We start from the raw sequence: 23,385 nt of genomic DNA on the forward strand, positions 1-23,385 counted from the left end.
AAAAATTTTTACACGAAATACAGCGCGTAGCATTTGGCAAAACCAAAAAAATTTAACCTGCTGTATTTTAATTATACATACCAAAGCCAATAAGAAAAAAAAATAAGCGAAATACAGGCCTTAGAAAATTGAAAGACTAAAAAAATCAGTCCCTATAGTTGAATTATATACAACCAAGTACCGAATGAAATTTTTTACGCAAAATACAGTGAGCAAAAACCCAACTGCCAAAAAAAAACAATTCAACGCTAAAAACAACTGCTTCTATTTTGATCCTATCGACCTAAGTATCGCATGAAAATTTTTAGGAGAAATACAGCCCGTTCAAAATAAAATTACCTTCTAAAAAAATCAATTCAACAGCAAATAAAAACAAGAAAAGGAAATTCAAACTTATCAACGTTATCAACACTATAAATAATAGAATTAAATATATTTTAAAAATTAAAAAAAAACTTCTCTATTATATTGCTTGTTAATATGTACAATAACTTTTAAGCTAGAATTTGCAGTTTTGACTTATAAAAACTTATTAACAGCTTATCATTTCTTAAATCGCTTGAAAATAGCTCTATAGCTATCTTATTAACACGGTTAATAACCGTTATCAACAGCCTATTTAATATAACTTAGGCTGTGAATTCTGTTGATAAGTGGTCAATTGAGTATGGATATCTAGCTAATAGAATTTAAAAAATAAATTTGCACAGCTATAAATTTGTACCGTATTGTAATTTATTTCAATTAAACAAAAAATACTTATTCTATTCTTTCCATACTTATCAACAAAAACTGTTAGTTTAGTTTTCCTTCATAATCAATAGATTAGCACTTTTAAAAAATAGCGTTGTTGATAAGTGTTAGTGGGTTGTAAATCAATAGATTATTGAAATAAATCAATTTTTACTTTTTTTTAAATCTCATCGATTTGTGGTGTTTTTTGACTTAAAATAAAGGGTAAATCATCAAAAAAAAGTTGTTTTAACAAGGTCTTTTTGCATTAAAAAAAAGCAAAATTTGTCATCAAAAAAACAGCAGATTTAGTCTGTTAGTTTTGTAAATTTTTTAAAGTAAAAAGAAAGAATTAGAAGGTGAAATTAAAATGAACATGCACCTTTTATATATGGATATAAAATTTGCTTTTAGAGAAAAGAAAAAAGATATTTTATTTTTAGGTGATTTGTGATAGGTTGGTTACACTTGTTAATCGGTTCTGGCTAAATTAAAAAGTACTAGCTATTAGAAAAGGTGAAAATGGTATTTTGGGCTATACAGTATAGAATAGCGAAAAGCACCTGAATAGAACTGTTCGTTTTATAGCCCACGGTGATTAATACAAAACGTAGAAAAACCATTACCTTTATTGCGATAAAGGGAACAGTATAACCCCAAGAAAAAGTTTTAAAATTTATAAACGATTTTACAAGTCTTACAACTTTATCAAAACGATAGTTGTAGTATCTTTGTAAAAATATAATGAATCAAAATGGCTAATCAAGTTCGCGTGCGTTTTGCACCTAGTCCAACAGGACCTTTACACATTGGTGGTGTTAGAACAGCATTATTTAATTATTTATTTGCTAAACAGAATAACGGTGTTTTCTATGTGAGAATTGAGGATACAGATCAAAATAGATTTGTTCCAGGAGCAGAGGCCTATATTTTAGAAGCATTGGAATGGTTGGGTATTTCTCCAGATGAAACGATGGGAAAAAACGAAAAGTTTGGCCCATATAGACAGAGTGAACGCAAAGCATTATACAAACAATATGCAGACCAGTTGATTGAAACAGGCTGGGCGTATTATGCTTTTGATACAGCAGAAGAATTAGACGAATTGCGCAAAAAAACAGAAGAAGCTGGGCAAACGTTTATTTATAATCACAGCAACAGAGAACAGTTAAAAACCTCTTTGAACCTGTCAAAAGAAGAAGTAAATCAGCTTATCGCTGCTGATGTACCTTATGTCATTCGCTTTAAAACACCTGTGGGTGAAACCTTGTTGTTAAACGATATGATTCGCGGCGAAATTAAGTTTGAAACAAATTTATTGGACGACAAAGTACTATTTAAAAGTGATGGAATGCCAACCTATCACTTAGCGAATATCGTGGATGATCACTTAATGGAAACATCACACGTAATTCGCGGAGAAGAATGGTTGCCTTCTCTTCCATTACACGAGTTATTATACAAGGCATTTGGGTGGGTAGCTCCTAAATTTGCTCATTTACCGCTAATCCTTAAACCAGTAGGAAATGGTAAATTGTCAAAGCGCGATGGAGATAAATTGGGATTCCCTGTATTTCCATTGGATTGGCAAGATCCAATTTCGGGTGAAAAATCATCTGGATATCGAGAAAAGGGATTTTATCCAGAAACCGTGCTTAATTTCTTGGCTTTATTGGGATGGAATGACGGTACTGATCAAGAAATTTTCTCTTTAGAAGAATTAGTGACAAAGTTTGATCTAGGACGCGTGCATAAAGCAGGTGCTAAGTTTGATCCAGAAAAAAACAAATGGTTCAACCAGCATTATTTAAAACAGCAAAAAGATGCAGATTTAGCTCAAGCATTCCAAGTAATCTTAAAAGAAAAAGGAATTCAAGCTGCTGATGCCTATGTAGAACAAGTCGTGACTTTAATCAAAGAGCGAGCAACTTTTGTTTCGGATTTCTTTGAATTGAGCGACTTCTTTTTTCAAGCGCCAACCGAGTATGATTCAAAAGCATTAAAGAACTGGAAAGAAGATACAGCTGAGTTAATGCAAAAAGTAAGTCAAGTGATTGAAGGGATCAATAGCTTTGAAGGATCTGCAATTGAATCAGCAGTTAAAGAATGGATCAATGAACAAGGCGTGGGTATGGGCAAAGTAATGCAACCTCTACGCGTTTGTGTTGTTGGTGAACTAAAGGGACCTGATTTATTTCAGATTATTGAATTAATTGGAAAAACTGAAACAGTAAATAGAATTAAACAAGCAATTGCAACAATATAAAAAGAAGAGGGCTATTTTAGCTCTCTTTTTTGTTGAAAATAATGTGTAATTTTAATCCTACAAATCAATATGGTATGAAAAAACTGATTGTTATCCTGACAAGTTTCCTATTCCTATTTAGTTCTTGTTCCAAGAATGATAATGATACTGCAGATCGTGCGGAAAAAGAGTGGACAAATTTTATCCAAAAACACCTTATTGGTCAATGGAAACCCCAGTCAATTGAGGTAAAACCATTGGTAGGACCTGTTTTGATAGAAAAAAAGTATTCGTCTATACAGCCCGTAAATACACAAGATATACTCGTGTTGAATCAAGATTTTACCGGCCAATTTAAGACGTTTCTTCAGCAGGGAAAACTGAAAACAATTGACTTTACATGGTACCACAAATTAGAGGAATTGGGAATAATTCTTGAAGATAAACGCGAGTTTAAAAGTTTATTACTTGAAAAATCGAGTGGTAAATTACTGGTTTCTGTTCCTTTGAACACGGTAATAAACGAGTTGAAAAGTTATATACCTGAGTTAGAAAATTTGGAGGCAGCAAAAAGAGAAGTTTTATTTGTATATTTTATTTTTGTTAAATAAATAGTGTTTTTTAGTTAATTTTCTTTTAAAGCTAATGAATAATAAGTTGTATATTTGAGAGTTAACTAAAAAATGATTTTATGAAAAAAATAGTATTATCCTTTTCATTACTAGCCTTAGTGCTTACTGGAACTATTTCATGTAGCAGTGATGATAATAGTTCGGAACAACAACAATTAAAAACACTGGTTTTAACTTCTGTTAATGGTACAGAAGCGACAGTAAATGATGAAGTTACTTTTGTTGTTACAGTTGGGACATCGGTAATAGAAGGTGCTAAAATAGAGGTGAATGGCAAGGAGGTAACGAACCCTTTTACTTTTGCTGAAGTAGGAACATATAAAGTTGTAGCGAAGAAAGATGGCTACAATAAGAGTAATGAGATTGAGATAACAATTAAGGCTGATACAGCTGAAGATGGAAGATCAATTGTAGGTACTTGGATTCCTACAAATGTCATAGTAACAGCTTTAGGATCAGAAGTTGTCAATATGCCCTATCCTGCCAAAGAAAATTGTGAGGATGATACCTTGCTGTTTAACAGCAATCAAACGGTTAAATTCAATTATCACAGTGAAACTTGCGACTTACAAACAACGGGAGCAGCTTGGTCTATAAATGAGGCTGGTACAATTTTGAACCTAAATTTATTTGGACAAGCCATGACAGTGAATGTAATTACAAATAATGCTTCTAAATTAATTATCAAAGCGAAAGGAAATCAATTTGAGGCTTTAATTCCAATTTTAGTACCTGATTTAGCGGGTAATATTACTCCAGAAATGTTAGGTTTAGCTGAAGTACAATTAGAATTGAATAAACAATAAAATAAAAATCTCCAGCAATGGAGATTTTTTTTGTATTTTAACCTACGAATAAATAAAAAATGTTATGTATTTACTATTTCTTGTACCCGTATTAATTATCTTTTTCTTGTGTTTTTTTACGGTCAAACAACAATCTTCCGCTATTGTAGAACGCTTTGGTAAGTTTAACAGTATCCGTAATCCGGGTTTACAGTTAAAAATACCTGTAGTGGATCGTATTTCTGGGGTTGTGAATTTGCGTATCCAACAGTTGGATGTGATGATTGAAACAAAAACCAAAGACAACGTTTTTGTCAAGTTGAAAGTATCCGTTCAGTTTAAGGTCATTGCGGATCGCGTGTACGATGCTTTTTATAAGTTAGAATATCCACATGATCAAATTACATCTTATGTATTTGACGTAGTACGCGCAGAAGTACCTAAATTAATTTTGGATGATGTTTTTGAGAGAAAGGACAATATTGCTGTTGCGGTTAAACGTGAATTAAACGAAGCAATGACGACATATGGTTATGATATTATCAATACATTAATTACAGATATTGACCCGGATATCCAGGTGAAAAATGCCATGAATCGTATTAATGCTGCTGATCGAGAAAAAGTAGCGGCTGAATATGAAGCAGAGGCTAGTAGAATTAGAATTGTGGCTAAAGCAGAAGCTGAATCAGAATCGAAGCGTTTGCAAGGACAAGGTATAGCCAACCAACGTAGAGAGATTGCACAAGGACTGGTGGAGAGTGTGGATGTATTAAATAAAGTGGGGATCAATTCTCAAGAGGCTTCTGCTCTGATTGTTGTAACGCAACATTACGATACATTACAAGCCGTTGGTGCAGATTCAAGGTCAAATTTGATTTTATTGCCCAATTCGCCTACAGCTGCTAGTGATATGCTTATCAATATGGTAACTTCTTTTGCCGCGAGTGCGAAAGTATCAGAAATGAACAATACAGCTCCATTAAAGCCATTTAAGAGCGAAAATAGAGAAAATGAGGTATAGGGGTCTTCTTTATAAAAGGAAGCTTTAAAAACCTTTAAATAAAAAAAGCGTTGCTTGTTCATCGAACAAGCAACGCTTTTTTTATTTACTGTGATTACTTTCTAAATTTTCGAATAAAATATTTGAGGATAGAGGTAACAAGTAACGTTTGAACACCACTGGAATTTCTCAACAAAGATCCGGCCGAACCCAAGGTGTTTTTGACCAAATTTTGAGGGGCAATTTCTTCTTTTAATTGGTCAAAAGCCATATTAATTTTTTGATAGTGAATCTCCCTTTCAATACGCAAAATCTGTAAATCGTGATTAATTTGTTCAAAGGAGGAATAACTCTTTCTCATAGTAGTGTAAATTTACGTTCTTATTCATTAAAAAGAGCTTCTGAAAGCTTTTTAATTAAGGGTCTATCAACAATGTATTTTCGACAAGTAAAGACAAGTATACTAATCAATAGATAAAATAAACCAACATAGAGAAATCCAAGGGATTTACTTTCCACTTGTTCACCAATTGCTATTGCGGCAAATAAGGAGATAAACAAGAGCGAAAGAAGAAAAAAGACACCCACTGCGAAAACAGTCATAAAAATGATTGCTGTTTTTGCAGTAATCTTGAGTCCCCACAAACGGAAATAGTCCATACTCGTATTGATGTACTGTTCCGAATGTTCTTTTATTTCGTTCATGTTTTTTTTAATTTCTTGGAATGCCATGTTTCAGTTGGTATAAAAGGATTATTTTTTTGCGCTTTCGGCCAATTCTTTACCTTGTTTTTTAAGTTCAGCTAGTTTAAGTTCTAAGGCTGAAATAACCTCATCTCTTTTCTTACCAGCTGAATTGATGAAATCCTCAATCCCATCTTCTAGACTATCTGATTTTCTACTTACTGCGTGGCGTACTTGTTTTTTTAAGTCGTCAATTTTGTGTGAAAGCTCATCTTTCGATTCATCAAACGATCTTCTGATTTTTTTTCTCGTTTTTTTTCCTTCATCGGGAGCAAACAGTATTCCAATACCTACTCCTATTGCTGCTCCAGCTACTAATGCTGCTAATGTACTACCTAAACGATCTGACATAATACTCAATTTTATGGTTATCTCATAAAGTTAATAAAAAATGGCGCTTTTAGCCGTTAATATAACGTTAAAAACACCATTTTTTATGTATTACTACTAAAATTAGTTTTGCTCTACCTTCGCCCAAGTATCTCTTAGTCCCACGGTCTTGTTAAAGACCAAGTGGTTTGTTGTACTATCTTTGTCCACACAGAAGTACCCCATGCGTTGGAATTGGAACTTCTCTCCTTGTTCTGCTTCTTGTAAACTCGGCTCTAAATACCCTTTGATTACCGATAGCGAATTAGGATTGATGAATGCTAGAAAGTCAACTTCTTTATTTCCATCTGGATTTTCGTTGACAAACAAGCGATCGTAAATGCGAATCTCTGCTTCTACTGCATGTGGAATAGAAACCCAGTGAATCGTTCCTTTTACTTTGCGCTTACTTGCTTCTGATCCACTTCCACTTCTACTGTCTGCATCGTAGCTTACGTGAATTTCAATAATATTGCCTTGCTCGTCTTTTACAACGCTTTCTCCTTTGATGATATAAGCGTTTTTCAATCGAACTTCTTTACCTAACGTTAAACGGAAAAATTTGCTATTCGCCTCTTCTTTAAAGTCTTCTCTTTCAATGTATAATTCTCTTGAAAAAGGTACTTTACGGAACGTCATCACTTCTTCTTCTGGATTGTTTTCAGCGTCTAACCATTCTTCTTGCCCTTCAGGATAGTTGGTGATAACTAATTTCACTGGATCTAGAACTGCCATGACACGAGGAGCGATTTTGTTTAAATCTTCGCGCACACAGAATTCCAATAGTGAAACATCAATTAAGTTGTCGCGTTTAGCTATTCCAATCGTATCTGCATAGTTGCGGATAGAAGCAGGTGTATATCCTCTTCTTCTCAAACCTGAAATAGTCGACATTCTCGGGTCATCCCATCCTGTTACATGTCCTTCCGATACTAGTCGAGCTAGTTTTCGTTTACTTACAACCGTATGAGATAAGTTTCTACGAGCAAATTCGCGTTGTTTTGGACGGATATTTTCTCCTTCTACTACTTGATCTAAGAACCAATCGTATAATTCTCTGTGCGGTAAAAACTCAAGCGTACAGAAGGAATGAGAAATGCTTTCTAAGTAATCACTTTCTCCATGTGCCCAGTCATACATTGGATAAATACACCAATCGTTTTGCGTGCGATGGTGCGCTTTATTAATAATGCGGTACATGATTGGATCGCGCATTAACATGTTGGTATGAGTCATGTCAATTTTAGCGCGTAAAATATGCGTTCCTTCTGCAAATTCTCCTTTTTTCATTTGTTCAAATAAACTAAGGTTCTCTTCTACAGTTCTATTTCGAAAGGGGCTATTTACCCCTGCTGTTGTTGGTGTACCTTTTTGTTGGGCCATTTCTTCTGAAGTCTGGCTATCTACATAAGCCTTTCCTTCTTGAATCATGCGTACTGCCCAATCGTATAATTGCTGGAAATAATCCGATGCATAAACTTCATTTGCCCATTTATAACCTAGCCATTCTACATCGTATTTGATTGCGTCAACAAATTCCTGTTCTTCTTTTGAGGGATTCGTATCGTCAAAACGCAAGTTTACTGGCGCATTGTACTTCAATCCCAATCCAAAGTTTAAACAAATAGAACTCGCATGACCTACGTGTAAATAACCATTAGGCTCAGGCGGAAAACGGAAATGTAGTTTTTCTGTTGGCAAACCATTTTTTAAATCTTCTTCGATGATTTGCTCAATAAAATTTAATGATTTCTCTTTTGTTGACATGGATATAAATATTATAACTACAAAGGTATCAAAAAACTATAGAAGTTAGACGTATTTTACCCAGACAAAAGACGATATCTAACTAAAAATAGTCGTAATTTTAGCTTTTAAACTAAAAGAAGGATACTATGGGGATTATTAGACTTAATAATATCAGAACATTTTCGTTTCACGGTTGTATGCCAGAAGAGGCAAAAATCGGATCCGAATACCGTGTAGATATAACGGCGAATGGAAATTTTAGAGATGCCGCTGCAACGGACGAATTAGTCCATGCTATTGACTACGTACAATTGAACCAAATCGTCAAAGAAGAAATGGACAAGCGATCAAAATTGCTAGAAACGGTTGTACAGCGAATTATTGACCGCGTATTGTTAGAAATTAAGCTTGTAGAGAAAGTAACGGTAGCTGTTTCAAAAATTAATCCTCCAATTGGCGGAGATGTAGAATATGTAACGGTTGAAATGCAGGGAGTTAGGTAGTTTTTACTTTAATAAAAGCAAAAAACTACCTCAATTGGTTTTTAAATTTAAAAAATAGTAGTAAGTTTGCGTCCAATTAATGGATACGGCATCGTGTCCGAGTGGCTAGGAAGCGGTCTGCAAAACCGTCTACAGCGGTTCGAATCCGCTCGATGCCTCAGAAAAAAGGATAGCAACTGCTATCCTTTTTTTGTTGGTTGCTTTTTTGTTGTGAATCTTCGATTAAAGGAAGGAATCCCCTATTTCAGTAAATTCTTCACTCCTCTTTATCTCACTAAGCTGACATTTATCTCATTATATTTATATATTATTTTAGTGTTCGATGAATCTTCACTGCGTTTCGAGTTACGCTTCGCTGCGATTTCCTCTCTCTATTTTTTTATTTCTCAACGACTTACAGATAAAAATAAATTTTCTGTAAAAAAAGTACCTAAAACTATTGACAGATTGAATTTTTGCCTTATATTTGCACTCACGATACCGAAAGCGGGGTGTAGCGTAGCCCGGTCATCGCGCCTGGTTTGGGACCAGGAGGTCGCAGGTTCGAATCCTGCCACCCCGACTTAATGAGAGCTCTAACGAAAGTTAGGGCTTTTTTTGTATCCTAGTCGAATCAAGTTTTACTTGAAATTTGTTTGTATGGATAGAGGGCGATAGCGACTGCCTATGGATTGATAGGTTGCCAATACAGTTTCGTAGCAATTCAATAAAAAAGGAAGCCCAATGGCTTCCTTTCTTGTATCTATTATTTTCGTTCTAACTTTGGGAGAGGCAGATTTAATTCTTTATCTGACGTTGGAATAAAAGCCTTAATCATAATGACAAAACCAAAAATGATCAAGAGCACACTGCTGATTTTCTTTACTTTTAGAATGTTTTCGGCCGTTAATTTCTTTCTTAGCTGTTTGGCCAGTAATATTTTGAAAATATCCGTTATAAAATAAGCCACAATGGCAAACAAAAAGAAAATAAACATTCGCTCGGTATCCATATCCATTTGAGGCCCTAAGGTGATAATAATCGCTAGCCAAAAGCCTAAGACTCCAACGTTGATAAAATTCAACAAGAACCCTTTGACAAACAAGTTAAGGTATTCTCTTTTGAGATTAGGTGGAGCTATTTGAATGGTTTGTACTTGTACTTTTTTTAGCTTGACAAAGGAGATAATTCCGTAGGTTAACATTAGGAGTCCTCCAAAAATAAACAAAGCAGGATCATCTTTGATGGAGTTAATCAAGCGAAAACTGCTAAAAAAGGCAATTGTAAAAAACAAAGCATCAGCGAGAATTACACCCATGTCAAAAGCAAGAGCAGCTCGAATTCCTCTTGTTATACTTGTTTCAATAAGAATAAAAAAAACAGGGCCAATCATGAAACTTAGAAAGAAACCTAAGGTTACACCTGTAATTAAATCATCGATCATTTACCACAATTAAAAATGCCAATATATTTGATATATTGGCATCATATGTTTATTACCTACTGCAAGGTACGGTTTTTTATGACAATAGCGTAGGAAAAAATAAATTCTTTTAGTTCTCCTTCTTAATGCTACCGCCCATAACCACCTTCTCATTTACTTTTTTAGGCTTTCCGTAGATGATAATCTCTCCTCCTGCCCTAGTTTTAGCATCTACTAATTCTGTTGCATTAACCTTAGCGGTTCCTCCTGCATTGACTGTTACTTCTGTTTGATCGGTGATTAGGTTTTCGTTGAATACAGAAGCTCCAGCATTGACTAAAATATCTTGATTAATTGCTTTACCGGATATCGTCATTGTTGCCCCAGTATAGGCTCTTATTATTGCTTTTTGAGCGTCTATTTTTAAATGGATAGAAGCTCCAGTTTTACTAGTGATGGCCACTGAAGTTGCTTGTATTGCTTCAGTTCCTTTAATTGTAGCTCCTTCTTCCGCGATGATTTCATCTAATTCTTTATAGTGTAATTTTACGCGTACATTTTCACCTTGAAAACTCTTGGTAAAATTCATTCTAATTTTCAAATTACCATTTTTATTAACAAAGGTTACTTCATCGGCATTTGTACCTGAGATTTCCATTTTTGTTTCGGTATCGGGAATCAAGGTTAATTCAATTTTATCGAAGACGTTTACTCGTTTAAACTCCCCTACTTGTTTTACCTCTTGCGCAAATCCCATCGTTCCACAAAGGGCTATAAATAATAATGCGATTTTTTTCATCTTAGTTTAATTTTTGTATGTAATTAAAATCTAATTGTTTTTTAACTAAATCTGCGTTTTTAACAGAGACAACAACCGTATCACCTAATTGTAGTGTGTTATGTGTCGCTTGGCCAATTAAGGCATATTGTTTCTCGTCATAGACGTAATAATCTTCTTTAATCTCGCGTATGCGCACCATTCCCTCACATTTATTCTCAATGATTTCTACGTAAATACCCCATTCTGTAACACCAGAGATAACGCCTGTAAAAGCTTTGTCTTGTTGCTCTTTCATGTATTTTACCTGCATGTATTTGATGCTATCGCGCTCTGCATTGGCAGCTAAACTCTCCATAGCCGAACAGTGCTTGCACTTTGTCTCGTACTCTTCTGCATTGACCGAATTTCCATTGTGTAAGTAAAACTCCAATAAGCGATGTGCTAGCACATCGGGATAACGGCGAATCGGCGAAGTGAAGTGAGAATAATAGTCAAAAGCCAAGCCGTAGTGTCCGATATTTTGGGTTGAGTAACTCGCTTTACTCATACTTCGAATAGCTAATGTGTCCACTAAGTTTTGTTCTTTCTTTCCTTGTACGTTTTTCAATAATTCGTTTAGCGATTTGGAAATGGTATCTTTTGATTTGAAGTTTAACGAGTGTCCAAATCGCGAAATAACCGCTTGTAAACCAAATAATTTATCTTGATCGGGTTCGTCGTGAATACGGTACACAAACGTTTTCTTTTGTTTGCCAATGAATTCAGATACTTTTCGGTTAGCCAATAACATAAATTCTTCAATTAAATGATTGGCTTCTTTCGCTTCTTTAAAGAAAACTCCAACAGGCTCACTCTCCTTGTTTAAATTGAATTTTACTTCCACTTTATCAAACGAAATAGCGCCAGCTTTCATTCGCTTTTGGCGTAGAATGATGGCCAAGTTATTGAGTGTTAAAACAGCATGTGCTACTTCTTCACTCACTTCCTGTGTTTGTCCTGTAATGGAAATAAATTCAGGGATGGTGCGATCTTGTGTTTCGATGATGTATTGTGCTTCTTCATAAGCCATACGTTGATCTGAATGGGTTACAGTACGACCAAACCACGAATTAACAAGTTCTCCTTTTGGATTCATCTCAAATACAGCAGAGAACGTATATTTATCTTCATGCGGGCGAAGGGAACACGCAAAATTCGATAAAACTTCAGGTAGCATCGGAACGGTTCGATCCACTAAATAGACCGAAGTAGCTCGATGGAAAGCTTCATCATCTAGGATAGTTCCCACTTGAACATAATGGGAAACATCGGCAATGTGTACTCCGATTTCATAGTTTCCATTTTCTAAAGTTTGGAAAGACAAGGCGTCGTCAAAGTCTTTGGCGTCTTTCGGGTCAATGGTAAAGGTTAATACTTCACGCATATCACGGCGTTTTGCCACTTCTTCTTCCTGAATAGAAGTGTCGAGTTTATTCGCAAACTCTTCTACTTCTTTCGGAAATTCACTTGGCAAACCATATTCGGCCAAAATCGCGTGAATTTCTGTATTGTGTTCTCCTTGTTTACCTAAAACCTTGACTACTTTTCCAAAAGGACTGTCTGCTTTTTCTGGCCAATCTTCTAAATCAACCAATACGACATCCCCTGGTTGTGCATTCAAGAATTTGTCTTTCGGAATGAAAATATCCGTATACATCTTCGCATCAGCGGTGGATACAAAAGCAAAATTCTTTTGAATATCGATTACTCCAACAAACTGGGTACGATGGCGTTCTAAAACTTCCACAACTTCTCCTTCTGGTTTTCTGCCTTTTCGCTTGTTGTAGATGTAAGCCTTCACTAAATCGCCGTCTAGTGCTTTGTTTAAATTGTTTGTCGGAATGAAAACATCTTCCTCTAATTCATCACTAACCAAGTAAGCTGTTTTTTTACTCGTCATATCGATATGCCCTTCGACGTAATTCGCTTTAGGAACAAAACGGTATTTGCCCATTTCAACTTCTTCGATAAGCGTCTTGGAAAGTAAGAATTTCAGTTCTTTGATAATTTCGTTTCTGCCTTGGGTATCTACTACCTCTAATTGGGCAGCCACTTGCTTATAATTATAAGATTTTGAAGGGTTTTTTCCTAAAAACTTTAAAATCTTAGTTGAAAAATCAAGTTGATTTTTCTTTTTATGTCTAATTTTTTTTGCCATTTTTTCTTTTTTTTTCCGTGCCAATTGGCCATGGAAACTTGTTTAAATGTACGAAATACTCTTTATTCTCTTGATAAAAAGTTAATCTTTTGTGTTATTATTGTGAATTGTGGGTGCTAAAAAGTGTGCTAACCTCAACTATATCCTCGTATAGTTTTTCATTTTTTTGTCTAAAAAGCAGAAGAAGTAATCTTTTGAAGTCTAAGTCTTTTCGCAGTATATCTTCCTCTAATCGCTTTTCGGTTACAATTCACAAGCGAAATTTATGGGTCAAAAGTATTCCTTTTTTCTCATTTAGACTGTATTTATTTGGCTTTTCTCATGAAACCTCCCCAAAAAGAGATAAAAGCAACCTGTTTTTTTTGTAAATAAGATAAAAATTCGCTCCTTTTCTTTGGATATAAGGTTAGTTTGTCGAAGAATTGTCCAAGACCCTCCTAAAGAATCTCTAAGCTATCTCGTTATTAGTCTAAACTAAGTACAAACTTAGGTAGTAGAAACCCAACAAAAAGAGGAGCTCAGCGCAATAAGAAAGATGGGATAGTGTAAAACCTCTACTATTTTTTGTATTTTAGGGAAACCAATCAATAAAAACTAAAACAAACAATGAAAGCAATATCTTATGTGCATGGCGCTTCTAATATTCCATTATTAGGAGAAACGATAGGAGAGAATTTGAGAAAAATAACGGAATTATATCCCGATAATGAGGCGCTAGTTAGTGCGCATCAACAGTATAGAGCCACGTATCGAGAATTTCATCAACAAACAGCAGATGTGGCGAAAGGGCTATTGGCCTTGTCTATTGAAAAAGGAGATCGCGTGGGAATTTGGGCACCCAATTGCTATGAGTGGGTGTTGTTGCAATACGCAACGGCGCGTATTGGTGTGATCTTAGTGAATCTAAACCCCGCCTATCGAGCACATGAGCTAGAGTTTGCAGTGAATCAATCCGAAATAAAAGCTGTTATTTCTGCAGAATCCTATAAAAATAGCGATTATCGCAAGATGATTGCTGTGGTACGCGAAGATTGTCCTTCCTTGAAAGAGGTAGTCTTTTTAGGTGAGGAATGGAATCAGTTTGTAGCCAATGGACAAGCAATAGATACTGCAGTTTTAGATGAGATCGAAGCTTCTGTACAATTTGGCGAAGCAGTGAATATTCAATATACTTCTGGTACAACGGGATTCCCTAAAGGGGTAACCCTAACCCATCACAATATTTTAAACAATGGCTATTTTATTGGGGTTAGACTCAACTATACCGCAAAAGATCGCGTGTGTATTCCCGTGCCTTTCTACCACTGTTTCGGTATGGTGATTGGCAATTTGTGTTGTACGTCTCATGGCGCAACGATTGTGATTCCCAACGATAGTTTCGATCCAGCAAAAACACTAGAAGTAGTAGAACGCGAAAAATGTACTTCCCTCTATGGGGTACCCACCATGTTTATTGCAGAATTGCAATTGCCCAATTTTAAGGCGTATGATCTTTCTTCTTTGCGCACAGGCGTAATGGCGGGATCACTTTGTCCAGAACACGTGATGAAACGCGTAAAAACGGAAATGAACATGGATGAAATTAGTATTTGTTATGGGATGACAGAGACTTCTCCTGTATCGACACAAACGCATATTGGCATTGATATCAAAAAACAAGTAAGTACGGTTGGAACGGTACAAGATCACTTGGAGATTAAGATCGTTGATCCAGAAACGGGAGGTATTGTTCCGCGAGGAGAAGCTGGTGAACTGTGCACGCGAGGGTATTCAGTCATGTTGAAATATTGGAATAACCGCACCTTAACAGCAGAAGTACTCGATGAGAACCGATGGATGCATACGGGAGATCTAGCGATGATGGATGAGGAAGGCTATATTGCTATTACAGGGCGTATTAAAGACTTGATTATTCGCGGTGGGGAAAATATTTCGCCCAAGTGGATTGAAGATTTCTTGTATACCCATCCCGATGTAGCCGATGTGCAAGTAATTGGTGTGCCAAGTGAGAAATACGGAGAAGAAGTAATGGCCTGGATTATTTTAAAAGAGGGCCAAACGACTACTGCCGAGAGCATGCGTGCTTTCTGTGATCAGAAAATTGCCCATTACCGCATTCCGAAATATTGGAAGTTTGTTTCTTCCTTTCCTATGACCATTTCGGGCAAAGTTAGAAAGGTGGAAATGCGTCAAATAGCCGTAGAAGAATTAGGATTATAAAAGGCAAAAGTTTTACCTTTGTTTCGAAACAAAAACACAACGAAAACATGAAAATAGCAATCGGAAATGATCACGCAGGCCCAGCATATAAGAAGGCCATTGTCGATTTTTTACAAGCCAAAGGATATGAAGTAACGAATTATGGAACAGATCGTTTCGATTCTGTAGATTATCCTGATTTTGGACATCAAGTAGCCACAGCAGTGGAAAGTGGAACTGTAGATTTTGGTATTGTTATTTGTGGTAGTGGAAATGGAATTGCCATGTCTGCCAATAAACACCAAGGTGTGCGTTGTGCGTTGTGCTGGACGAAAGAAATTGCCGAATTAGCGCGTTTACACAATGATGCGAATGTGATCAGTATTCCCGCTCGTTTCACTTCTATTGAACAAGCCGTTGCTATGGTAGAAGCGTTTTTAAACACCGCTTTTGAAGGGGGACGTCATGCCAATCGAGTGAATAAAATCGCTTGTTCTTAAATGGAGAAAAACACAAAAAATAAGAAAAAGGTATTTGCGCAAGTAAATGCCTTTTTTTGTTTCTATTTTTTTTAATTTTAGTAGTAGGTAGATAAAAATTTGAGCCCTGATATATTGTGGATTAAAATAAAGATTAAAGTAGAGAAGTAGTATATTTGTTACAAGAACGTTATTTTAGAAAGCTATGGTACGAATAAAAGTAAAGAATTTTGGTCCCATTCGAGGTGGTTTAACGGAAAGTGATGGATGGATCGAGGTAACAAAAGTTACTGTTTTTATTGGAAACCAAGGATCGGGAAAAAGTACGATTGCCAAGTTAATTTCAACTTTTTCTTGGTTGGAAAAAGCTATAGTTAAAGGGGAAGTGTCAAAAGAACAGTACACCTTAGAGGATTTTAAGGAGCGACTAGCGTATCAAAATATAGTAGAGTATCTTATCGACAAAGAAGGACAGACAACGGAGATTGAATATAAAGGAGAAGTCTTACATTTTCATTTAGTTAGCAATGAAATTAGTCTTGTATTAGACGAAAATATTTTATTTGATAGACCAAAAATTATGTATGTTCCCTCTGATCGAAATTTGATTAGTGCTGTTGATAATGTTCGTACACTAACAGGTTTACCTCGTACGCTTTATACTTTTGCTGATGAGTTTTTTAAAGCGGTTGACAAAGTAGAAAAAGAGAGTGTATTGCCTATTAATAACGTTGCATTTGAATATGACAGTAGTAATAAAAAATCCTTTATCAAAGAAGAGGATTATAAACTAAAATTATCAAGTGCTTCTAGTGGTTTCCAAGCATTAGTTCCTTTGTATATTGTCTCGTCCTATCTTTCTAAATTAGTCAAAGAAGTACAAGGAAAGCAAGAATTAGATTTCTTTCGCAACAGTGATTATTTTAGTATAGATGATAAAATAAGATTAGAAAAGGAGTTAAATCAAGAAATTATCAAGGCATCGGGGTTTGAAAATAAGGATATAAATCAGACTTTGGTTCGAGAACTGGATCTGTCTTATATCAGTAGATTGGAATCAGTAAAAAATAGAATCTTTAAAAAATATATTTACTCTTATTTTTTCAATATAGTAGAAGAGCCCGAGCAGAACTTGTACCCTACCTCACAACGAAAAATAGTCAATAGTTTAGTGGAGTTTACCAATGATTTACCCAAAAATAAATTAGTGATAACCACACATAGCCCCTATTTAATTAACTATCTTACTTTAGCTGTTAAGGCACAACAAGTCGCGAGTTTATTTAAAGAGGGAGATAAAAAATTACCAAAAATTTTTGAGATAGTTCCAGCGAAGTCTTTATTGCTTGGAGAGGATTTAACGGTATATGAATTGAGTGAAAAAGACGGTAGTATTTCAAAATTAGAGACCTATAACGGAATTCCTTCAGATGAGAACTGGTTAAATAGTGAATTAGAGGAGTTTAATGAATTGTTTATGGATTTGTTAGAAATTGAAAACAAGAAACGCAATGGATAGTTTTGACGATTTTAGGATGTGTTCCCGTTCTACTAATGAATTATTTGGACTATGTGACGATAATCAGTTTAATATGGAGCCAGCCTATTTAGATGAAAGAAATGAAGAAACGTGGATTGCTACTGTACACAATCTATATGAAGAAGAAGTTTTCTTTTACCCTATCGATCATTGTAATTTAATTCCTCGTTTAGCAGACGGAAGTGAACCTAAGCAGTGTGATGGGCTTTTAAAGTTTAATGAAAGTATTGCTTTTGTTGAATTAAAAAGCAGAGCAGGTAGAAAATCGAGGCAATGGATTGACAAAGCAGAAGAGCAATTAAGGGTGTCGATTGATTATTTTAGGCAATTTGAATTTATTTCCTCCATACCCGATAAACGTGCGTATGTTGTTAACAATAAAAGACCTAAAGTACATAGTTCGCAAGCAATGAGAGCGGAAAGATTTGAGAAAGAAACCGATTTCTTATTGAGAATAAAAGCTGATATTTTTACAGATGAAAGTTAAAATAAAGAGAAGTAATGACAATAGAAGGTATTTGCGTAAGTAAATGCCTTTTTTTGTTCTCTTCTCCCCTATTTATCTTCGAAACAAAGCAAAAAATAGTACTACTTGTATAATGAAGACCGCGTAAAACTTCAGTTTAAAACTCTGTTTGGCGTTTTTGTGGCGCAAATGTCTCATCGCGAACCACCCTCCTACACTACCACCCAAAAAGCAGAGCGTTAGCAGGTTTTTTTCTGAAATTCTATTCTTGTGTTTAATCGCTCGCTCTTTGTCTATCTTGAACATAGAGAACGTGATATAGTTGATGGCGAAAATGTAAAAGAATAAAAACTTCATCTCATTTATTTATTGGCGCAAAGGTAGTATTTTAGCTATTCTTAAAATAATATATTATGACGTTGATTCATTTTATTCAACAAGCGGTGGATGCCTCTGTAAAGAGCATTGAAAACACCTTAGCCTTGTTAGATGAAGCCTGTACCATTCCTTTTATTGCTCGTTATAGAAAAGATAGAACTGGAAATTTAGACGAAGTTGCCATTGAGAAAATTGCCAAGTACCGCGATTTATACGTGGGCATTGTCAAACGCAAAGAATCTATTTTAGCTTCCATCGAAGAGCAAGGAAAGTTGACAGCGGAATTGCGTACCAAAATTGAGCAGAGCTTTGATTTAGTTGAGATTGAAGATTTGTACTTGCCGTATAAAAAAACGCGTAAAACCAAAGCAGATACTGCTCGAGCTTTAGGGTTAGAGCCTTTAGCGAAGGTGATCATGGCACAAAATGCTAGCGATATTGCGTCTATTGCACGAAAGTACGTGACCAAGGACGTAGCAGATGAAGAAAAAGCCATTCAAGGTGCCTGTGATATTATTGCAGAGTGGATTAACGAGCATTTGTATATTCGCAAAGCCTTGCGTAGAAAGTTTCAACGCGAGGCAGTTGTGGGAACTAAAGTCGTAAAAGCTAAAATAGAAGAAGAGGGAGCTCAGAAATTTGAGCAGTATTTTGATTGGTCTGAGCCTTTGTATAAAATGCCTGCTCATCGACTTTTAGCGGTATTGCGCGCAGAAAAAGAGGGCTATATCCGCATGAATATTGCCGTAGATAAAGAAGCGTCCACTCAATTTATCGAACAAACGATTATTAAAGGCAAGGGCGATGCTGTACCTTACTTACAGAAGGCCATTGCAGATAGTTATAAGCGCTTATTAGAGCCTGCCTTGTCCAACGAAGTATTAGGAGAAGCAAAAGCCAAGGCAGATGCCAATTCAATAGCAGTATTCTCAGATAATTTAGCCCAGTTGTTGTTGGGTGCACCTTTGGGTGAAAAGCGCATTTTGGCGATTGATCCAGGGTATAAAACAGGGTGTAAAATCGTTTGTTTGGATGAAAATGGCAATTTGTTGTACAACGAAACCATTTACCCACATCCACCGCAAAAAGACAGTGTTCTTGCGATGAAAAAAGTGCGCTCTATGGTCAATTCATACCGCATAGAAGCCATTGCTATTGGAAATGGTACAGCGTCAAGGGAAACGGAATTCTTCATTAAAAAAATAGCCTTTGATAAACCCGTACAAGTATTTGTGGTGAATGAAGCAGGAGCATCGGTATATTCAGCTTCTAAAATTGCAAGAGAAGAATTTCCCAATTACGATGTTACCGTCAGAGGTTCAGTTTCAATTGGTAGACGATTGGCAGACCCACTTGCTGAATTAGTGAAGATTGATCCTAAATCCATTGGAGTAGGACAGTATCAACACGACGTGGATCAAACGCTGTTGAAGAGCGAATTGGATGCGGTGGTGATGAAGTGCGTAAACAAAGTGGGAATTAACCTGAATACGGCGAGTAAATCGCTGTTGAGCTATGTTTCGGGTATAGGAGAGAAAATGGCAGAAAACATCGTTCAATACAGAGCCGAAAACGGAGCGTTTACTTCTCGTGTAGCTTTGAAAAAGGTACCGCGCTTAGGAGAAAAAGCCTACCAACAAGCGGCAGCCTTTATTCGCATAAAAAATGCGGAAAACCCGTTGGATGATTCGGCTGTGCATCCTGAAGCGTATCCCATCGTTCAAAAGATGGCGAAAGACTTAAAAATATCTGTTGATCAATTGATGTCCAATCCAGAAATCATCCGAAAGATTGAGGTGAAACAGTATGAAACGACTGATATTGGTATTTTGACGCTAACAGATATTGTCAAAGAATTGGAAAAACCGGGATTAGACCCACGAAAAGCAGCTAAAGTATTTGAATTTGATCCATCGGTCAAACAAATTGCCGATTTGAAAATAGGACAAGTATTGCCTGGTATTGTGAATAATATTACCAATTTCGGTTGTTTTGTCGATGTTGGAATCAAAGAAAGTGGTTTGGTCCATATTTCACAGCTCAAAGAAGGTTTTGTTTCCGATGTAAACGAAGTGGTAAAGTTACATCAACACGTTCAAGTGAAGGTGGTAGAGGTGGATCAAGCGAAAAAGCGCATCCAATTATCAATGATTTTATAAAAACACAGGAATAAGCACGACTTGGCATAGTCTTTGTTATTCTATTGGTAAGAAAAAGAAAATCTTTTATTCACAACAGAAGGAAGATATTAGGTTAAGTAGTGTTTTTATTATGTTTTATAAGTGAGGCGCCCGTTAAACTATCGTTTGACGGGTGCTTTTTTTAATGGGGTACAATAAAAAATGCGCCATACTTAGGGTATAGCGCATGTCTGTATCGAGATTCTATTGAATTATTCTGTTTTAGAAGCGTCTTCTTTCGTTGTTTCTTTCTTAGATGTCTGTTGGGCATTTTCATCCTTAGTAGCATCTTTGAATTCTTTGATTCCTGTTCCTAATCCTTTCATCAATTCAGGAATTTTTTTACCACCAAATAACAACAAAATTAAGGCAACAATAATGATAATTTGCCATGGTCCAACCATTCCTAAAAAAATATGTAATGAGTTCATATTAATTTGTTTGAAGATTTTAATAAAAACAAATATAGGAAGAAAAACCGATTCCGCTTCAGGTTCAATTCGATTATTTAACTTTTTGACCAATAATATTAACATTATGATGAGTTTAATATGTGAATAAAAGCAAAAAAGAGAAGAAGTCAACTTTTTTAATGTTTATATTTGTGTAGAAAACAGCTGATTTATGTCTAAGAAAGGACTTCAATGGAAAAAGTGGAAGAAAAGACTTCTTGATAAATATAGGGTAGTAGTGGTAAATGATCGCACATTTGAAGATGTGAGTTCGTTTAAGTTAAATCTCTTGAATGGGGTTGGTGCTGCGACGACTATGGTTTTTTTATTACTCGTTTCCAATGTCATTTTATTGCTTGTAACACCATTAAAAGAATATATTCCAGGATATTCATCGGCTGAATTGAAACAAAAGGCGGTGGATTTGGCCTTGCAAGTAGATTCTCTCGAATCGGAAATCAAGAAAAATGAACATTATGTAGCGGCAGTGAAACGCGTGTTACTAGGGGATATCGAAATTACCTCAGCTAGTGTTGATTCTTTGATGAAAACGGAAACTCCACTCGATGCAATTGTGCATACTCAACCCAGTGAAAAAGATTTGGAATTGCGTGAATATGTCCGATTAGAGGATAAGTATAACATTTTTACCAATGCCGAAGCTAGAGTTAATACCGTACTTTTTGCACCGATTGAAGGAACAATAGTCCGCAAATACGATCCGAAATCTACTCATTTTGGCCTTGATTTTACCGCTGCTAAAAATGCGATGGTGAAATCGGTAGCTAAGGGAACGGTTATTTTTATTGACTGGACAATTAATGATGGTTATACTGTAATTGTATTGCATGAAGAGGGGGTTAGTTCTGTTTACAAGCACTTGTCTTCGCTGACAAAAAGTAGGTACGAAACAGTACAAGCAGGCGATGTATTAGGATTGTATAATCAGGAAGAAGTCAAAGCAAAAATGAGCCAACCTTATCTGCATTTCGAATTGTGGAAAGATAACTATCCCTTAGATCCTACTTTATTTATTGATTTAGAATAAAAATTATGTCTATAAAATCTTTTGGAGCGAAGATATTTGCTTCGATTATTCACAAGAAAACACAAAAATGGCTCAAGAATCCAGCGCAAACTCAAGCGAGGGTTTTAGCTGGTTTAATCGAACAAGCCAAGCATACTGCTTTTGGAAAGGATCACGATTTTACAGTGATCACCAATGCGAAAATGTTTGCTCAACACGTACCTATTCGCGATTATGAAGGATTAAAACCCTATGTAGACCGCGTGGTAAAAGGGGAAGAAGATGTGCTGTGGAAAGGGAAACCGCTTTATTTTGCTAAAACTTCAGGAACGACATCGGGAGCAAAATATATTCCCTTGACAAAAGAGTCGATGCCCTATCATATTGAAGCAGCCCGAAATGCTATTTTAGCCTATGTACATGAAACAGGTATTGCTGATTTCGTAGAGGGGAAAATGATTTTTTTACAAGGTAGTCCTATTTTAGAGCAAAAGAATGGAATTAACTTAGGTCGACTATCAGGTATTGTAGCGCATTATGTTCCTGCTTATTTGCAAAAGAATAGATTGCCAAGTTGGGAAACAAATTGCATCGAGGATTGGGAAGCAAAAGTGGATGCCATTGTTGAAGAAACAGTGAACGAAAATATGACGGTAATTTCCGGAATTCCAAGTTGGGTACAAATGTATTTTGAACGTCTGAAAGCGAGAGAGGGCAAGGGAGTAGGAGAGATCTTTAAGAAGTTTAACTTATTTATCTATGGGGGAGTTAATTATGAGCCATATCGCGCTAAATTCGAACAATTAATTGGAAGAAAGGTTCCTTCTATTGAGTTGTTCCCCGCTTCAGAAGGATTCTTTGCTTATCAAGATTCGCAAAGAGAAAAGGGATTGTTGTTGTTGTTGAATGCTGGTATTTTTTACGAATTCATCAAGGTAGAAGAATTCCTGGCGGATAGTCCTCGAAGATATACCATTGGAGAGGTGGAATTGGGGATTAATTATGTTCTGATTATTTCAACTAATGCGGGATTGTGGGGATATAATATTGGAGACACGGTTCAATTTGTCAGTTTAAAACCGCATCGCATTGTTGTTTCAGGACGAATCAAGCATTTTATTTCCGCTTTTGGTGAACATGTGATTGGAAAGGAAGTAGAAACAGCACTACAACAAGCGATGGAGGGTACAGGAGTACAAGTGAATGAATTTACAGTAGCGCCTCAAATTACTCCTATGGAAGGATTGCCTTATCACGAGTGGTTTATTGAATTTGGTCAAGAACCAGAGGACATGGATACCTTTGCCTTGCGCATTGACGATGCCTTGCGCAAACAAAATGTGTATTATGACGATTTGATTGTCGGGAAAGTACTGCGCAACTTGGTCATTCGATCAGTCGAAAAAAATGGCTTTCAAGCGTATATGAAACGCATAGGAAAGTTAGGAGGACAAAATAAATTGCCAAGATTGAGCAATGATCGAATCATTGTTGATCAATTAAAGATAGAATAAGTAGGAAA

At 36.0% G+C, this 23,385-nt stretch carries 21 protein-coding genes and 2 tRNA genes; 14 read left to right on the forward strand and 9 right to left on the reverse strand.

From position 1 onward, the window contains the following. Positions 1 to 1,486 precede the first annotated feature (1,486 nt). The 4 genes from gltX to FBR08_RS06535 all read left to right on the forward strand — a co-directional run bounded on the left by gltX (position 1,487) and on the right by FBR08_RS06535 (position 5,418). On the forward strand, positions 1,487 to 2,998 hold the full coding sequence (gene gltX, locus FBR08_RS06520) for a glutamate--tRNA ligase (RefSeq protein WP_158961985.1): 1,512 nt from the start codon (positions 1,487 to 1,489) through the stop codon (positions 2,996 to 2,998). 74 nt (positions 2,999 to 3,072) lie between these two features. Next, the gene (locus FBR08_RS06525) at positions 3,073 to 3,588 is read left to right on the forward strand and encodes a hypothetical protein (protein WP_158961986.1); all 516 of its coding nucleotides are present in this window, start codon (positions 3,073 to 3,075) and stop codon (positions 3,586 to 3,588) included. 80 nt (positions 3,589 to 3,668) lie between these two features. Continuing rightward, complete coding sequence (locus FBR08_RS06530; RefSeq protein ID WP_158961987.1) at positions 3,669 to 4,415, forward strand: lipocalin family protein; 747 nt, start codon at positions 3,669 to 3,671, stop codon at positions 4,413 to 4,415. Positions 4,416 to 4,479: 64 nt separating this feature from the next. Further along, positions 4,480 to 5,418, forward strand: a complete 939-nt coding sequence (locus FBR08_RS06535; protein WP_158961988.1) for an SPFH domain-containing protein — start codon at positions 4,480 to 4,482, stop codon at positions 5,416 to 5,418. 94 nt (positions 5,419 to 5,512) lie between these two features. On the opposite strand, the gene FBR08_RS06540 is transcribed toward FBR08_RS06535, so the two are convergent. The 4 genes from FBR08_RS06540 to FBR08_RS06555 all read right to left on the reverse strand — a co-directional run bounded on the left by FBR08_RS06540 (position 5,513) and on the right by FBR08_RS06555 (position 8,277). After that, positions 5,513 to 5,758, reverse strand: a complete 246-nt coding sequence (locus FBR08_RS06540) for a DUF6327 family protein (protein WP_158961989.1) — start codon at positions 5,756 to 5,758, stop codon at positions 5,513 to 5,515. A gap of 20 nt (positions 5,759 to 5,778) precedes the next feature. Then, positions 5,779 to 6,102, reverse strand: coding sequence for a hypothetical protein (locus FBR08_RS06545; RefSeq protein WP_233266272.1), 324 nt, complete (start codon positions 6,100 to 6,102; stop codon positions 5,779 to 5,781). A gap of 48 nt (positions 6,103 to 6,150) precedes the next feature. Further along, positions 6,151 to 6,492: a YtxH domain-containing protein gene (locus tag FBR08_RS06550; protein WP_158961991.1), complete on the reverse strand. Its 342-nt coding sequence runs from the start codon at positions 6,490 to 6,492 to the stop codon at positions 6,151 to 6,153. Positions 6,493 to 6,594: 102 nt separating this feature from the next. Further along, positions 6,595 to 8,277 (reverse strand): glutamine--tRNA ligase/YqeY domain fusion protein, encoded by a 1,683-nt coding sequence (locus FBR08_RS06555; protein ID WP_158961992.1) that lies wholly within the window; start codon positions 8,275 to 8,277, stop codon positions 6,595 to 6,597. Positions 8,278 to 8,405: 128 nt separating this feature from the next. Here FBR08_RS06555 and folB point away from each other — a divergent pair, with 128 nt between their 5' ends. From folB to FBR08_RS06570, 3 genes are all read left to right on the forward strand, one after another. Continuing rightward, positions 8,406 to 8,762 carry a dihydroneopterin aldolase gene (gene folB / locus FBR08_RS06560; protein WP_158961993.1) on the forward strand — a complete coding sequence of 119 codons (357 nt, stop codon included), beginning with the start codon at positions 8,406 to 8,408 and terminating at the stop codon, positions 8,760 to 8,762. Between the two features lie 87 nt (positions 8,763 to 8,849). Then, positions 8,850 to 8,920: transfer RNA gene (locus FBR08_RS06565), tRNA-Cys, on the forward strand. Positions 8,921 to 9,249: 329 nt separating this feature from the next. After that, positions 9,250 to 9,324 (forward strand) — tRNA-Pro (locus tag FBR08_RS06570). A gap of 183 nt (positions 9,325 to 9,507) precedes the next feature. Here the strand turns inward: FBR08_RS06570 and FBR08_RS06575 are convergent. From FBR08_RS06575 to rnr, 3 genes are all read right to left on the reverse strand, one after another. Further along, entirely contained in the window at positions 9,508 to 10,185 is a 678-nt protein-coding gene (locus FBR08_RS06575) for a LysE family translocator (protein WP_158961994.1), read from the reverse strand. A 109-nt stretch (positions 10,186 to 10,294) separates the two neighbouring features. Beyond that, a complete protein-coding gene (locus FBR08_RS06580) occupies positions 10,295 to 10,963 on the reverse strand; it encodes a head GIN domain-containing protein (protein ID WP_158961995.1) in 669 nt (222 codons plus the stop codon). 1 nt (position 10,964) lies between these two features. After that, positions 10,965 to 13,142 (reverse strand): ribonuclease R, encoded by a 2,178-nt coding sequence (gene rnr, locus FBR08_RS06585; RefSeq protein WP_158961996.1) that lies wholly within the window; start codon positions 13,140 to 13,142, stop codon positions 10,965 to 10,967. Between the two features lie 606 nt (positions 13,143 to 13,748). On the opposite strand from rnr, the gene FBR08_RS06590 reads away from it, so the two are divergent. The 4 genes from FBR08_RS06590 to FBR08_RS06605 all read left to right on the forward strand — a co-directional run bounded on the left by FBR08_RS06590 (position 13,749) and on the right by FBR08_RS06605 (position 17,847). Then, positions 13,749 to 15,362: an AMP-binding protein gene (locus FBR08_RS06590; RefSeq protein ID WP_158961997.1), complete on the forward strand. Its 1,614-nt coding sequence runs from the start codon at positions 13,749 to 13,751 to the stop codon at positions 15,360 to 15,362. Between the two features lie 47 nt (positions 15,363 to 15,409). Next, positions 15,410 to 15,841, forward strand: a complete 432-nt coding sequence (rpiB, locus tag FBR08_RS06595; protein WP_158961998.1) for a ribose 5-phosphate isomerase B — start codon at positions 15,410 to 15,412, stop codon at positions 15,839 to 15,841. 184 nt (positions 15,842 to 16,025) lie between these two features. Further along, on the forward strand, positions 16,026 to 17,339 hold the full coding sequence (locus tag FBR08_RS06600; protein WP_158961999.1) for an AAA family ATPase: 1,314 nt from the start codon (positions 16,026 to 16,028) through the stop codon (positions 17,337 to 17,339). Next, positions 17,332 to 17,847, forward strand: a complete 516-nt coding sequence (locus FBR08_RS06605) for a hypothetical protein (RefSeq protein WP_158962000.1) — start codon at positions 17,332 to 17,334, stop codon at positions 17,845 to 17,847. Before FBR08_RS06600 ends, FBR08_RS06605 begins: the two co-directional genes overlap by 8 nt. 72 nt (positions 17,848 to 17,919) lie before the next feature. On the opposite strand, the gene FBR08_RS06610 is transcribed toward FBR08_RS06605, so the two are convergent. Then, the gene (locus FBR08_RS06610) at positions 17,920 to 18,183 is read right to left on the reverse strand and encodes a DUF1294 domain-containing protein (RefSeq protein ID WP_158962001.1); all 264 of its coding nucleotides are present in this window, start codon (positions 18,181 to 18,183) and stop codon (positions 17,920 to 17,922) included. 56 nt (positions 18,184 to 18,239) lie between these two features. Here FBR08_RS06610 and FBR08_RS06615 point away from each other — a divergent pair, with 56 nt between their 5' ends. Then, positions 18,240 to 20,363, forward strand: a complete 2,124-nt coding sequence (locus FBR08_RS06615) for a Tex family protein (protein ID WP_158962002.1) — start codon at positions 18,240 to 18,242, stop codon at positions 20,361 to 20,363. A 233-nt stretch (positions 20,364 to 20,596) separates the two neighbouring features. On the opposite strand, the gene FBR08_RS06620 is transcribed toward FBR08_RS06615, so the two are convergent. After that, complete coding sequence (locus FBR08_RS06620; protein ID WP_158964203.1) at positions 20,597 to 20,815, reverse strand: twin-arginine translocase TatA/TatE family subunit; 219 nt, start codon at positions 20,813 to 20,815, stop codon at positions 20,597 to 20,599. A gap of 193 nt (positions 20,816 to 21,008) precedes the next feature. Here FBR08_RS06620 and FBR08_RS06625 point away from each other — a divergent pair, with 193 nt between their 5' ends. Both FBR08_RS06625 and FBR08_RS06630 read left to right on the forward strand, forming a co-directional pair. Continuing rightward, positions 21,009 to 21,884, forward strand: a complete 876-nt coding sequence (locus FBR08_RS06625; RefSeq protein WP_158962003.1) for a murein hydrolase activator EnvC family protein — start codon at positions 21,009 to 21,011, stop codon at positions 21,882 to 21,884. Positions 21,885 to 21,889: 5 nt separating this feature from the next. After that, positions 21,890 to 23,377, forward strand: a complete 1,488-nt coding sequence (locus tag FBR08_RS06630; protein ID WP_158962004.1) for a GH3 auxin-responsive promoter family protein — start codon at positions 21,890 to 21,892, stop codon at positions 23,375 to 23,377. Positions 23,378 to 23,385 lie beyond the last annotated feature (8 nt).

The organism is Myroides fluvii (assembly GCF_009792295.1).
Lineage (GTDB): Bacteria > Bacteroidota > Bacteroidia > Flavobacteriales > Flavobacteriaceae > Flavobacterium > Flavobacterium fluvii_A.